This window comes from Povalibacter sp. (assembly GCF_036520495.1).
Lineage (GTDB): Bacteria > Pseudomonadota > Gammaproteobacteria > Steroidobacterales > Steroidobacteraceae > Steroidobacter.
The window spans coordinates 1-13,473 of the sequence record NZ_DATDJO010000038.1; the positions used below are offsets into that span (position 1 = coordinate 1).

10 protein-coding genes are annotated in these 13,473 nt (G+C 63.4%); 3 read left to right on the forward strand and 7 right to left on the reverse strand.

Features of this window, described 5'->3' with window-relative positions; all coding sequences use genetic code 11:
- The 4 genes from VIZ63_RS13935 to VIZ63_RS13950 form a co-directional block, all read right to left on the reverse strand.
- Window positions 1-689 (reverse strand): M48 family metalloprotease (locus VIZ63_RS13935; RefSeq protein ID WP_331610264.1); only part of this gene is annotated, 689 nt, incomplete at its 3' end.
- A gap of 106 nt (window positions 690-795) precedes the next feature.
- Window positions 796-1,305: an SRPBCC domain-containing protein gene (locus tag VIZ63_RS13940; RefSeq protein ID WP_331610265.1), complete on the reverse strand. Its 510-nt coding sequence runs from the start codon at window positions 1,303-1,305 to the stop codon at window positions 796-798.
- Window positions 1,278-1,622 (reverse strand): ArsR/SmtB family transcription factor, encoded by a 345-nt coding sequence (locus VIZ63_RS13945; RefSeq protein WP_331610266.1) that lies wholly within the window; start codon window positions 1,620-1,622, stop codon window positions 1,278-1,280. Before VIZ63_RS13945 ends, VIZ63_RS13940 begins: the two co-directional genes overlap by 28 nt.
- A gap of 232 nt (window positions 1,623-1,854) precedes the next feature.
- On the reverse strand, window positions 1,855-2,517 hold the full coding sequence (locus VIZ63_RS13950; protein ID WP_331610267.1) for a class I SAM-dependent methyltransferase: 663 nt from the start codon (window positions 2,515-2,517) through the stop codon (window positions 1,855-1,857).
- Between the two features lie 113 nt (window positions 2,518-2,630).
- Here VIZ63_RS13950 and panB point away from each other — a divergent pair, with 113 nt between their 5' ends.
- From panB to VIZ63_RS13965, 3 genes are all read left to right on the forward strand, one after another.
- A complete protein-coding gene (gene panB, locus VIZ63_RS13955; protein WP_331610268.1) occupies window positions 2,631-3,449 on the forward strand; it encodes a 3-methyl-2-oxobutanoate hydroxymethyltransferase in 819 nt (272 codons plus the stop codon).
- A 566-nt stretch (window positions 3,450-4,015) separates the two neighbouring features.
- Entirely contained in the window at window positions 4,016-7,153 is a 3,138-nt protein-coding gene (locus VIZ63_RS13960; RefSeq protein ID WP_331610269.1) for a DEAD/DEAH box helicase, read from the forward strand.
- Entirely contained in the window at window positions 7,150-8,367 is a 1,218-nt protein-coding gene (locus VIZ63_RS13965) for a hypothetical protein (RefSeq protein ID WP_331610270.1), read from the forward strand. Before VIZ63_RS13960 ends, VIZ63_RS13965 begins: the two co-directional genes overlap by 4 nt.
- Before the next feature lie 60 nt (window positions 8,368-8,427).
- Here VIZ63_RS13965 and VIZ63_RS13970 read toward each other — a convergent pair whose 3' ends face one another.
- The 3 genes from VIZ63_RS13970 to VIZ63_RS13980 all read right to left on the reverse strand — a co-directional run bounded on the left by VIZ63_RS13970 (window position 8,428) and on the right by VIZ63_RS13980 (window position 13,472).
- Entirely contained in the window at window positions 8,428-9,171 is a 744-nt protein-coding gene (locus tag VIZ63_RS13970; protein ID WP_331610271.1) for a glutamine amidotransferase-related protein, read from the reverse strand.
- A gap of 213 nt (window positions 9,172-9,384) precedes the next feature.
- A complete protein-coding gene (locus VIZ63_RS13975; protein ID WP_331610272.1) occupies window positions 9,385-10,875 on the reverse strand; it encodes a sensor histidine kinase in 1,491 nt (496 codons plus the stop codon).
- 428 nt (window positions 10,876-11,303) lie between these two features.
- Window positions 11,304-13,472: a xanthine dehydrogenase family protein molybdopterin-binding subunit gene (locus VIZ63_RS13980; RefSeq protein WP_331610273.1), complete on the reverse strand. Its 2,169-nt coding sequence runs from the start codon at window positions 13,470-13,472 to the stop codon at window positions 11,304-11,306.
- Window position 13,473: the final 1 nt, after the last annotated feature.

A 13,473-nucleotide genomic window follows, 5' to 3' on the forward strand; every position in this document is an offset into this window, starting at 1 on the left:
GTCGTGGCCACCTGCGAACCGACACCCACGTCGCCGTTGGCGATCGATCCGACCAGATGAGCCGCAATGCCCTGCATCTGCGCCCGATTCAATCCCTGCAACATCCCTGTCGATACGGCGACAGTGGCATGAGCGCCGTCCTGACCGAAGGCCGCTGCATTCGCGGCCTCGCTCTGAATGATGAGTACCCGCGGTTGCGGCAGGTTCGCGGCGACAGCCATCTCGGCGATGACATTGGCGAAGCGCTGTTCGGCAAGCCGGGTGGTATCAGGCGCACGTACGTTGAAATTTCCCGCCTCGCTCATCGACGCCTCGCGCAGCACCCGTCCCAGCGCGAGCGATAGCAACGCCATGATCACGAGCCCCGGAATCGCCGCCATGAACGCGAGGTAGATCCAGCGCCCCGTCGCAACCTGATCCGGGGTGTCGATGAGCGGACTGATCGCATCCATGACGATCTTGAACAGATCCGGCGTCGGCACGATGAAGTTGACCAGATCGAGGAGCAGCCCGAGGACGCCGTACAGCAACGGCGCCATCAGCATCGCGACCACCAGCCCGAGAACGAACGCACATCCGAGACTCAGCCAGCGAATCCGGTTGGCGGCGCCCTGGTGGCGTTCGATCGCCGCAAAGAATGACTCGCGTTCCTGCGCAGTCCATGCGACCGCAATGGCCTCGTCAGTCATCGGCTGGCGTACTCCCGGGCGTGAGAGCGCCAAATGTATGCGCATCCCGAGGTACGCGCATCAATACCTGAGGGGTGTCTCGCGCGAGTCACCCCTGCCAGCGGCATCACTCGGACAGGGTCTTGCCTGTTTCAAGCAGCGTTTTGATGTCACTGAGGATCCAGCTCCATCCGCCACCACCGTGCGTGCTGAACTTGCTCTTGACCGCGGCGGCCATCTGCGGCGCGCCGTCGAGTTCATGAGTCACCGTGAGTCGCGTGAACCCTGCTTCGGTGGGCACGATCTCCCAGGTGACCTTTGTGAAGCCTTCCGCCTTGTTTTCCGGGCTGAAGAGCCAGCGATAGGTCTGCACGAGTTTATGGGGCGGCGCGCATTCCAGCACCTCGCCATCGATGATGACGTCGGGCAGGCCCATGGATCTCATTTCAGCATTGGCGTTTACCCGGAACTCGCCGCCGGGACGCAGGCCGTACGTCATCGGCGCGCGGTAGCCATATTTCGCATTCCATTGCGGATCGGTGATGGCATCCCACACGCTTGCCGCGGGCGCCTTGATATAGATCTCGAATACCTGGGTGGTCGGGGTCGTTAGGCCCGCTTGCGTTTCGGCTGACATTTCTTCTCCTCGAGCTGTGATTTCAGTTCAACGAGCGCCGAGACGTGATGCTCGGCGTACTTGCGTGTCCACCGGTCATGAAGCAGCCGGATGGGCACGGGATTCAGGAAGTGAAGTTTTTCCCGCCCGGATTTCTTCGTCACCACGAGCCCTGCGCCTTCCAGTACACGCAGATGCTTCATCACACCGAAGCGGGACATCGCGAGCGCCGATTCGAGCTCGGTCAGTGTCTGTCCATCCTGCACAAACAGCAGATCCAGCAGGAAGCGACGCGTCGAATCCGCAAGCGCTTTGAAAACAAGGTCGTCATCGGGCATGGGGAAACCATATGTGACCATCTGGTCACATGTCAACGCAGGGGGCAGCGTCGCGGGCCTGCCGCCGCAAAGAAGCAATCCATGGGATCGAGCGCGCATGCTCGGCCTGCGGACCGCACGATCAGCTGTGCGCGGTCACTCCGCCGCTAACTCGCCAGGCCCGCGCGCGTTGGCATTCCGGGCGGCGACGCCGATCACCAGGATCGGCATTGTTCCCCCTGCCGATAGATCGTCAGAGCTTTCTGGCCAGCGTCAGCCCATCACCGACGGGCAGCATGCTGAGAGCCACACGTTCGTCGGTGGCCAACTTGCGATTGAACTCGCGCAACGCCACCGTCGCGCTGTCAGTGTCCGACTCGTCGGCAACGCGGCCACTCCACAGCACATTGTCGACGACGATGACGCCACCCGTGTGCACGAGCTGCAGCAGCGCTTCGTAGTAGTTCAGATAGTTTTCCTTGTCCGCATCGACGAAGGCGAAATCGAACGTCCCCGCACCGCCCGCAGCAAGAAGCGCACGCAAGGACTCCAGCGCCGGCCCGATCCTCAGCTGGATGCGCTGATCCACACCCGCCTTCTTCCAGTACGGCCGGGCGATATCGGTGTATTCGGTACTGATGTCGAGGGCAATCAGTTCGCCATCGGCCGGCAGGGCAAGAGCGGTCGACAATGAGCTGTAGCCAGTGAAGACACCGACTTCGATGGCGCGACGCACCTGCAGCGCGCCGATCAGCCACTGCATGAACTGCCCCTGTTCCGGCGAGATCTGCATCATCGCGTTCGGCAGTCGTGCAGTGCGTTTGCGCAACTCCTCGAGAACAGGATGCTCGCGCAGGGACACGGACAACAGGTACCCGTACAGGTCGTCGTTCAGGGTGATGCTGCGGTTCGACATGACGCTCTCCGACTTGCAGTGTCGACGTACATATACTATGGACGCGCCGGCGCCAGTACGGGTGATTGCCTGTCGTTGGGTTCGCATCGGCCGGTACCGCAACGGAGATCGTAATGTCCAGCACCAGCTCCACGACGAAGATCACCCTCAAGACGCTCGAAGCGATCAAGCGCAAGGCAGAACGGTTCGCGTGCGTCACTGCCTACGATGCGACCTTCGCAGAGATCGCGAGCAGCGCCGGTGTCGAAGTGCTCCTGGTGGGCGACTCGCTGGGCATGGTGGTCCAGGGACACGACTCGACCCTGCCCGTCACCATGGACCACATCCTGTATCACCTCGATACGGTCAGGCGCGGCAACCGCGGCGCCCTGATCATGGGCGACATGCCTTTCATGAGCTACTACTCGGAAGGCCTGACCCTCGAAAACGCCGGACAGATCATGCGCGCCGGCGCGCACGTGGTGAAGCTCGAAGGCGGACGGTGGATCGCCGAATCGACGCGGTTGCTGGTCGAACGAGGCATTCCGGTGTGTGCGCACATGGGTCTGACGCCGCAATCGATCAATCGCTTCGGCGGCTTTCGCGTGCAGGGCCGCGATCCCGATCAGGCACAGACCATTCTCGATGAAGCACTCTTCCTGGAAGAAGCCGGCGCCAGCCTTTTGTTACTGGAAGCCATTCCCGCGCCGCTGGCGCAGCGCATCACCGAACGATTGCATATACCGGTGATCGGTATCGGCGCCGGCAAGCACGTCGACGGACAGATCATGGTGATGCACGACCTGCTCGGCATCACACCCCCCGACATCAAGGTGCCCAAGTTCGTGAAGAACTTCCTCGCCGAAAGCCAGACCGGCATTCGCGGTGCGTTCGAGGCTTTTGTCAAAGCGGTCAAAGACGGGTCGTTCCCGGGACCGGAGCACAGCTACTGACTCTGGCTGCGGACCATTTCGCCGCGCGCGCCTCTCGGCAGGCGACGGCGTATCGACAGGCAAGGCAGCCACTGTCCATATGCTGCGGCGACCTCTTCGACGCTGAGATGAGACAACCAACGGTCTCGCCAAGACACTTACCTTGTCCTCGTCACCTCTGCGGGTGATTTCCGGCACAGCCTCCTCCAATCGCCGGCCGACAGGCACGCGCGGTCAGAGCTTTGCCGCACCCCGCACTCAGCCACAGTCATAGCCCCGCCGCGCTCAGCTCCTGACCACTTAAGTTCCTCAAGAATAGCCCCTTGTCGGTGGGCTCTGTTCTTCAGAAGCGTGCTCCATGACCCATTCGGCCAAACGCCGATACGGACCTGGGTGAACTCCGGTGCTTCATTGGTTCAACGCCGCGCCGCAACCGCGCAAAGACCAGAAGCGAAGCGGATCTGAGGGCTGCCGGGCACGCCAGAGCCCAGCAGCCCAGCAGGCCTTAATGGTTATCCCGCCCGCCGCTGGTGACACCGGATCATTCCAGCGACAATGCGCGCCCTTTTTTACCCGGCGACGACGCATTGACGAACTCCCTGCCGCTCAGCGCAGAACGATTGCGGGCGATCCTCGGCGATGGCCTGATGAGCGCTGCGCAGCAGCTCATCGACGCCGGCGGTGTCAGCAAGATTCGCGTGCTTCAGGATGGCGCCGTGGTCACGGGCGTCACTGCTGGCGATGCCGGCGGGGACTCGCGCGTGTACGTGCAGTACCAGTCCGGATCGCGAATGCAGGCCGAGTGCAGCTGCAGCGCGGCCGCGCCCTGCGTGCATGCCGCCGCGGTGTCGCTGGCGGCAGCGCAATCTGCGACCCAGCCGTCGCTTGCACCGGTGCAGGCGCGAGCGCCGTCCGCAACCGACCGCGGCGCGCAGGCGCAACAACTCTTTTATCTCTGCGATGAGGCAGCGGGTGCGCTGCGCGTCTCCGCCTGGGTGGGCCAGATCGCCGGTGACGGTCGCAGGCATCCGGAAAACCTGTGCGCGTTCGCCCATCGGGCCGGCGCAGGCAGCGGCGAATTCCCTCGCTATGTCGGATTGGAGGATGCGCAGATCCTTCGCGCCCTCGCCCACCAATCCGCCAGCGGCCCCTGGTTGCTGCCCGATGCAACGACGCCCGAATTTCTGCAGCGACTCGTCGCTACCGGACGCACCCACTGGCGGACATTCGACAGCCGTCCGCTCCGTGCAGGCTCAGCGCGCCCAGGTCGCTTCACGTGGCGCACGGGTGAGCGCGGCGACCAACGGCTCACCTGTGAAGTCGACGTAGCGGTGACTGTATTCGCGCAGACACAGCCGCCGTTGTATGTGGATGCCAGTCGTTGCGAGTGGGGAACACTGCTTCCGGATTGTTCGCCGACGCTGCTGCCTCGCTATTGGAATCAGACACCCATCGCACCGGAACAGGTCGCGCAGATCGAGCACGAGATTGCGCAGGACGCAGGAGCCAGCGGATTTCCTGCGCCGCGGCGACTGCAAGTTCGAAAACACGAATTCTCGCAACTAAAGCCGCGACTGGTCCTGGGTGCGGGTCCTGCCGGCACGCTGCATTTTCTCTACGATACGGCTGCTGTCGCCGAATCATCGAACGACGACCACTCGCTGGCGCGACTGCTGGATCCAACCGACGAGAATATCGTCCTGGAATTCGAACGCGATCGTTCTGTCGAGCGTGAGCTGCGATCGCGACTGGACCGTCTGTTGCCCAATGCGCTGCAGGGTGCGCAGGAATGGTTGACGTTCATGCTGGAGGCGACACCGGTCCTGGAAGCCGAAGGCTGGGAAATCCGCGCCGACGACACCTTCCCCTATCGCACAGCGACCGCCGGACAGTGGTACGCGGATCTCGGCACGCCGAGCAACGATCGCTGGTTCGATCTGCGCCTCGGCGTCACAGTGGAAGATCAATCGGTCAACCTGCTGCCGGGCTTGGTCGCTTATCTGCAGTCCAATGCCGCAAGTGGCGATGCTCACTGCGTCGTCGGCGGGTTGCTGCTGATGCGCCTGGATGACGGGCGTTACCTGCCGATCCCTCTCGAACGCGTGCAGCGCATCAGCAACACGCTCGTCGAACTGCTCGATCGCGACAGTCTGAACAAACGCAGCGCGCTGCCCTTGCCTTTAGGTCAAGCGCATCGCCTGACGCATCTCGCCCAGACGTTGCAGTTACCGACGCTGCAGTCGGACGACGCGTCGCTGCAGCAGCGCCTGCATGAACTCGAAGAATTCGCCGGCATTCAACCGATACCGGCGCCCGCGTCGTTCAACGCGATCTTGCGCGGGTACCAGCAGGAGGGCCTGGGATGGCTGCAGTTCCTGCGGCGCTTCGCGCTGGGCGGCGTCCTGGCCGACGACATGGGACTCGGAAAAACCGTGCAGGCGCTGGCGCATCTGCAGCTGGAAAAAGAGCAAGGCAGGCTGCGCGGACCATCGCTGATCGTCGCCCCGGTGAGTGTCATCGGCAACTGGCAGCAGGAGCTGCGCACGTTCGCGCCTTCGCTCGAAGTATTGACGCTGCATGGCGCGCGACGGCGGGAACTGTTCCATCGCATTCGCAGCGTCGACGTCGTGGTGATCGGCTATCCCTCATTGCAGCTCGACGGCGAAGCCCTGCTCGCGCACGAGTTCGATTTCGTGATTCTGGACGAGGCGCAGACCATCAAGAACCCGCGCGCGAAAGTGTCGCGGATGGCGGGCGCGCTACGTTCGCGGCACCGTCTCTGCCTGACCGGCACACCGATGGAGAACCACCTCGGCGAACTGTGGTCGCTGTTCAATTTCGTGCAGCCCGGCCTGCTCGGCGACGAACGATCGTTCCAGCGTCACTACCGCATGCCCATCGAACGCAACGGCAATACGCAACGTGCCGCGGCGCTGTCCGAGCGCATCGCGCCCTTCGTGCTGCGCCGTACCAAGGATGCCGTGGCGCGCGAACTGCCACCTAAGACCCAGATCGTGGAATCGATCCTGCTCGACGAACGCCAGCGCGATTTCTACGACGGCATCCGGCTCGCCATGCACGCACGGGTTCGCGAAGCCATCGAGCAGCAGGGCCTGGGACGCAGTCACATCACGATGCTGGATGCACTGCTGAAACTGCGGCAGGCCTGCTGTGATCCGCGGCTTGTCAGCACCGATACCGATACCCACGACATTCCCTCGGCCAAAATGGACTGGCTCACGACCGTGCTGCCGGAACTGGTCGCCGAAGGCCGGCGTATCCTGCTGTTCTCGCAGTTCACCACGATGCTGGGACTGATCGAGGCCGCGGTGCGCGAACTCGGAATTCCCTACTGCCTGTTGACCGGCTCGACCCAGAATCGCACGGATGTGGTCAATCGCTTTCAGAGCGGCGCCGTGCCGCTGTTCCTGATCAGTCTCAAGGCCGGCGGCACGGGATTGAACCTGACCGCGGCGGACACGGTGATTCACTACGACCCGTGGTGGAATCCCGCCGCCGAAGCGCAGGCCACCGATCGCGCGCATCGCATCGGCCAGCAGCAGCCGGTCTTCGTTTATAAACTCATCGCCCAGGGCACGGTGGAAGAAAAAATCCTGCAGCTGCAGGACGACAAGCGCGCGCTGGCGAATCAGCTGTACTCGGAAGCCACCGCATCGCCCACCCAGCTGAGCGCCACCGAACTGGAGAAACTGTTCCTGCCATGACGAAGATCGACCCGGCCCTGCAGGCGCAGGTGGACGCACAGCTGCTGGAGCAAGGCGGGTTCGCGCCACTGGAACTGCTGATCAATTCCGGCCGCCTGACCTATGGTGACTACGAAGCCTGGCGCCGCGGTGACATCGAATCGCTCGATGACGTCCTGATGGGCAGTCCGGAAAAAATCCGCGCGCAGGTCGAAACCGCAAGCTCGTATGCGCGCCGCATCGGGCTCGTCGAGCAGCCGCAGGAGTTTCATTCGTGGCAGACGCCATCGCCGGGAGCGGCGGCAAAACTGCTGCGCGTCAGTGCGGACAGTCGGCTGCATCGCCTGATCGCCATTCGCCATGTGCCTGCGCAAAGCGTGCCGCAGATGGATCTGTTCTTCGACAATCCTGTCGTGGCGCTGACCAACGGCATCGCACGGGCGCTGTCGGCGCGCGATGCAGCCGAGGCGCAACGCCAGCTCGATCGTCTCTATGCGCAGGCGCCGAATCATGCGGACCTCGCAGCCTTCGATCAGTTGCTGACGGCATTGCTGAGTCTGGATCAACCCGCGAGCGACGCAGCGGCGACGCTGAGCTTTCTGCAGAAGATCGCGCCGAATGCGAAACGCCTGCTCGGTGCGCAATCGCGCGACCTGCTGTCGCCGCTGTGGAATCACTTTGCCCAGATGCTGCGCGATCAGCCGTTCTTGCCTGAGCATCCCCTGCTCCATCGCAGCTATGCGCTCGGCCAGGCTCATGACTGGGCCGGCGTCAGCGAGAGCGTGCGCAATGAGCCGCACTGGTGGGAGCATGCCGAGTTGTGCCTGCGTCTCGCACACAGTGCCTTCTATCGTCAGCAGCGCCTCGAGGCACTCACCGCCTGGTGCCATCTGTGCTGGCTGCATCCCACACAGGCTGATCAGGCGCTTGGCGCGCGGACCCAGCCCGACGGCGGCATGGTTGGCCTGTGGCAGCATTTCCTCGACAGCGAGGACGACATCGAACTCAGCGCCACGGATTTTCCCGCCTGGCTGCTGTTGCACGAACCCGGCCTCGCACGACATCTCGCGGAAGATCTGCCCAATGGCCGCAGCGCGGGCGAAATGCAGTATCGCTGCATCCATCGACTGCTGCAGGCCCGTCGTGACCGCCGCAAGGAAGATGAGCTGGCATTGCGTCGTACGCTGCAAGCGGATTTCCCGGCGATGTTCAGTCAACTGAAGCGGACGGTGTAGCGAGCCCAGCCACGTGAGTGCGCGCGCAAAGGCTGCACCGCCAACCGCGAAGTGATTGATTCAGCGGCTGCCTAGCCGGACCGGCGGGCGCCAGTCGAACAGCTCGATGAACTCACCGAAAACGCGTTCGCTCAGGCGGCGGGCCGTGATGCCGTGCCCATGCGTGTCGCGCAGTATTCGTTCGAGGTGATGTTCGGGACCGGCCGCTTCCATCTCGGCGCGATATTCCGGAACGTGTACCCAGCGCTGAATGAGATGCTCGTCCGCCTCGAGGTGGAATTGCAGACCATAGGCGCGCTCGCCATAGCGAAACGCCTGATTGGCGCACGTCGGCGTGCTGGCGAGATGCACGGCGCCATGCGGCAGATCGAACGTATACGCATGCCACTGGAAGACATGCTGACTGCCGTCGAAGTGTCGACACAGGCGGTCCGACTGCGCCGCCGAGCTCGGGTGGATGCGGTACCAGCCGATTTCGCGAACCGGGTTGGGTCGTACATTCGCACCGAGCGCAGCAGCCAGCAGCTGTGCGCCGAGGCAGATGCCCAGCACCGGCATGTCACGAGACAGCGCCTCGCGGATGGCAGTGATTTCGTTGGCGAGGTGCGGATGCCGGTCGACTTCGTCCACGTTCATCGGACCGCCCAGGACGATCAGACCGCTGTACCGGCTGACGTCCGGCTGCAGATCGGGCTCACGTGCGAAGTTCACATAGCGCACGCGGAATCCCGACCGCCGCAACAGCGGATCGAGAATCCCGAGCGGCTCCCTGGCCGAATGCTGAAAGACGAGAAGCTTGCGCATGCGCGGACAAAGATAGCAGTCCTTCGACAAGCTCAGGACGAACGGATGAGGAAGCCGTTTCGATTCTTCTGCGTTCGTGCTGAGCCGGGTCGAAGCACTCCGGTTCTTGCGTGCGTCCTGGAAGCTCAGGACGAACGGAAAGAAACTTACCGAACCACCGCGGGGCCGTAACAACCGAGATCAGACGGTGGGCACGGATGCGCAGTTCCGTGACTACGGTCGCTGCAGCTCCGGCACCGGCACATTCGGATCCGATGCATTGTGCTCGTGTTGAAGCGGCAGCCAGAAGCCGAAGCATGCGCCCTGACCCGCTTGCGACTGTGCCCACACCTCGCCGCCATGACGCGTAACGATGCGTTGCACGATGGCCAGGCCCACGCCGGAACCCGGGTATTCGTGGGCGTCGTGCAATCGCTGGAAGACGCCGAACAGCGCCTCGCTGTAGCGGCTGTCGAACCCGATGCCGTTGTCCCTGACTTCGAACACCACGCGTTCTTTTTCCTCGCGACCAGTCACCTCGATCAGTGGCCGTTCGATGCGACTGGTGTACTTCACGGCATTGTCCAGCAGGTTCTGCCAGACCTGCTGCATGAGCCGTGCATCGCCGCGTGCACGAGGCAGCGAATGGATCACGATTCGCAGCGCGGCCGTAGCATCGTACGCAGTTCGCGCGTGACCCGCCGCCTCTGCCACGATGGCATTCATGTCGAGCTCGCTGCGCTCCAATGTCTCCCGACCGCAACGGGCGAACTCCAGCAGATCGTCGATCAAGGTCGACATGCGCAGGATATTGTCGCGAATGCGTCCCAGGTAGTGGTGCGCCTTGCCAGCGCCGGGAGAAGCCAGTTCGTCGCGCAGCAGACTCGAGAAGCCATCGATGGCGCGCAGCGGTGCGCGCAGATCATGCGACACCGAGTAGGAAAACCCTTCCAGGTCCTTGTTGGCGGAGAGCAGCTCCGCCGTTTGTGTCTGCAGATGACGATTGAGCGAGCGGATGCGCTGCGTCGCGCGCCGTTGTTCCTCAACCTGCCGCTGCAGTTCGCCGTTGACTCGCGTCGCGCGGTCGCGCTCGCGGCGCAGTTCCCCGATCAGCGCCTCATTCTCGAACGCCAGGCGTATCTGTTGTTCGATCGACTTCGTCTGACGATTCGAAATCACCAGCATGACCGGGATGTAGGAAAGATAGGCCAGGCCGAGCACGATACGATCGCCGCCCATCAGCATCTGATTGATCGCATACGGCAGGATGAACGGGATCAGCAGAGCCGCATATGCATACCGCACCGGTGCCTGCGAGCCGATGCCGGCCGACGCTACACCCGCGAAGAACACGGCGACGATGATCTCGCGCAGGGGATCCTGCGGCAGAAGCACGGTGCCCGACATCGACCACACGCCACCCGCGACTGCAGCCAGCACCAGCATGAGCGTGCGCCAGCGGCGTGTCTCCGAGGCCGAACGGTCCTTCGCAAGGTAGTCGCGCGCCACGCGCCAGCGCAGCAACGTTACGAACATCAGCAGCGCATACCAGCCGCCGCTCAGCCACCAGCCATGTTCGCTCATGGTGAGCCACAACAGCATTGCGCCCACGATGATGCTGCCAAACAGCGGGGACGTCGTCAGGCGCGACATCAACGCGACCTGCTCGACGAGCACACGCTCCTCGAGATTGCGCTCAGCAGTGTTCGCTACGGAGTCGGCCATGGTTGTCGTACCGGCCTGCCTTGTCTGTGTATTGAAGTTCTCGCGCATCCCGACGCTGCAGACAGAGGAGCAACCGCACACCGAAGGCTCGCGAGCCGCGCCCGGCCTGTCAACCCGTATTGTCCGTGCTCCCCCGACGGCGCCACGAACCGGAGAGAACCAGATCACCGAACTGTGACATGCGCAGGTACGCAGACTCATCAGCCGCCGCTGGGTGGCGGCTCGTGCTCCCACGTCTCGCTCTCGAGTACCAGCGCGATGCGATCCCAGTGCGCGTCGTCGTTGACCTGAAGCATGAAATGAAAGCTGTGGCGTTACCTGCGGCAGCAGCTGCGGGCATGCACGATGCAGCGCCGAATGGCGCAGCATGCAGTGCGCACGCCGGCGCGGCGATCAGTATCGCCGTCACCAGCGTGCGTGCCGGATCGTCAGGCCAGGTTGTGATTCTTCAGCGGCAGGCTGCGGATACGCTTGCCCGTGGCGGCGAAGATCGCGTTGAGCACCGCCGGCGTCCCCACTGCGATGGTGGGCTCGCCGACACCGCCCCAGAAACCACCGCTCGGCACGATGTGCGTATCGACGGCCGGCATTTCGGCCAGACGCATCACCTGGTAGGTGTGGAAGTTGTCTTCAACCATGCGACCGCCCTGCACGGTGCAGCCGCCATAGAGCAACGCCGACAGTCCGAAGACGAATGAGCCCTCGACCTGCCGCACCGTCTGCGCGGGATTGACGTTGTAGCCCATGTCGCTCGCCGCGACGAGGCGATGGATCTTCAGCTGACCTGCGGTAACGGACACTTCGGCAGCGGCGGCAACGTAACTGCCATAACCCATGAACTGCGCGATGCCACGATGCACACCCTTCGGCGGCGGCGTTTCCCAGCCAATGCCCTTCGCCACGGCGTCCAGCACCGCCAGATGCTTCGGGTGCTTCGTCATCAGTTTGCGGCGGAAGACCAGCGGATCGACGCCCGCCTCGTGCGCCAGTTCATCGATGAAGCACTCGAGGTACACCGCATTCTGGTTGAGATTCACACCGCGCCAGTAACCAGGAGGGATCGGGAGATTACGCATCGCGTGGTCGATGAGCAGATTGTCCACGTTGTAACCGAGGTGGTCGGCGTCGGTAAGCGACAGCCCGTGGAAGACGCCCGAATCCTTGCGGCCCTGCATGGCTTCGGGCCGCACGTGCGCGGCGATCGACGGACCCGCGATGCGCACGCGCAAAGCGGTCAGATTGCCCTCGTCATCCAGCGCGCCGGTGAGCTTGCACTGCGACGTCGGATGAAACGGCCCCTGCACCATGTCCTCTTCGCGCGTCCACAGCAGCTTGACGGGCGTGCCGGGAATCGCCTTGGCGACGAGCACCGCCTGGCGAACGAAATCCTGAACGGCACGCCGACCGAAACCGCCGCCGGGATGGAGCTTGTAAACCTCGCACTGCTGGACCGGCAGACCGGCAGTCTCGGCCGCGACGGTCAGAGCGGCTTCGCCGTTCTGCGTGGGCGCCCACACTTCGCACTTCTGCGGCGTGTAACGCGCGGTCGCATTCATGGGCTCCATCGTCGCGTGAGCCTGGAAAGGATAGGCATAGACGGCGGAAATCTTCCGCGTGGCCTTCGCAATCACCGCCGGCGCATCGCCGACCTCTGCGTCGATGAACGCGTCAGATGCCTCGAGCCCCTCCTTGAGGGTCGCGGCGATGCTCTCGGAAGACATGCCGATGTTCGGACCTTCGTCCCAGACGATCGGCAGTGCGTCCATCGCGGTCTTTGCCTGCCACCAGGTATCGGCAACGACCACCATCGTCCGTGCATCGATCTGCAGCACCTTGCGCACGCCCGGCATCCTGGCAACCGCAGCTTCGTCGAAGCTCTTCACGTTGCCGCCGAAAATCGGACAGGCGCGCACCGTCGCATTCAGCATGCCCGGCAACTGCAAGTCCGCGCCGAAGATCTGTTTGCCGTTGGTCTTGTCCACCGTATCCAGACGAGCGACCGGCTTGCCGATGAGTTTCCATTCCTTCGGATCCTTGAGCGTCACATTCTCCGGTGGCGTCATGCCGGCAGCAGCCGTAGCTACTACGCCGAACGTCACTTTGCGGCCGCTCGGCCGATGAGTAATCACGCTGTCAGCGGCGAAACATTCGGCCGCAGGCACTTTCCAGTTGGCCGCTGCGGCAGCAATCAGCATTTCACGCGCCGCGGCGCCGCCTTTGCGCAAGTATTCCTGCGAACCGCGAATCGCAGTGCTGCCGCCGGTGACGAAGCTACCCCAGACGCGACCCCGAGCAACGTTCTGGCCCGGCAAGGCGTATTCGGTCGTGACCTTGGACCAGTCGCATTCCAGCTCCTCGGCAACGAGCTGGGCAAGACCGGTGAGCGAGCCCTGGCCCATTTCGGTGCGCGCCATGCGGATGACGACGGTGTCATCGGGTTTGATGACCACCCATGCATTCACTTCGGGCGGCATCGCCGCGGACGGCGTCGTCGCCAATACGTCAGGGATGTGAAAACCGAGCGACAAGCCGCCGACGGCTGAAGCGGATCCGATCAGGAAGTTGCGGCGCGAAACCGCTGTTGCTGCCAGTGTCATG

Coding starts and splice junctions, on each gene's coding strand:
- VIZ63_RS13940 (WP_331610265.1), bottom strand. CDS start 1,305: ATGTCAGCCGAAACGCAAGCGGGCCTAACGACCCCGACCACCCAGGTA.
- VIZ63_RS13945 (WP_331610266.1), bottom strand. CDS start 1,622: ATGCCCGATGACGACCTTGTTTTCAAAGCGCTTGCGGATTCGACGCGT.
- VIZ63_RS13950 (WP_331610267.1), bottom strand. CDS start 2,517: ATGTCGAACCGCAGCATCACCCTGAACGACGACCTGTACGGGTACCTG.
- panB (WP_331610268.1), top strand. CDS start 2,631: ATGTCCAGCACCAGCTCCACGACGAAGATCACCCTCAAGACGCTCGAA.
- VIZ63_RS13965 (WP_331610270.1), top strand. CDS start 7,150: ATGACGAAGATCGACCCGGCCCTGCAGGCGCAGGTGGACGCACAGCTG.
- VIZ63_RS13970 (WP_331610271.1), bottom strand. CDS start 9,171: ATGCGCAAGCTTCTCGTCTTTCAGCATTCGGCCAGGGAGCCGCTCGGG.
- VIZ63_RS13975 (WP_331610272.1), bottom strand. CDS start 10,875: ATGGCCGACTCCGTAGCGAACACTGCTGAGCGCAATCTCGAGGAGCGT.
- VIZ63_RS13980 (WP_331610273.1), bottom strand. CDS start 13,472: ATGACACTGGCAGCAACAGCGGTTTCGCGCCGCAACTTCCTGATCGGA.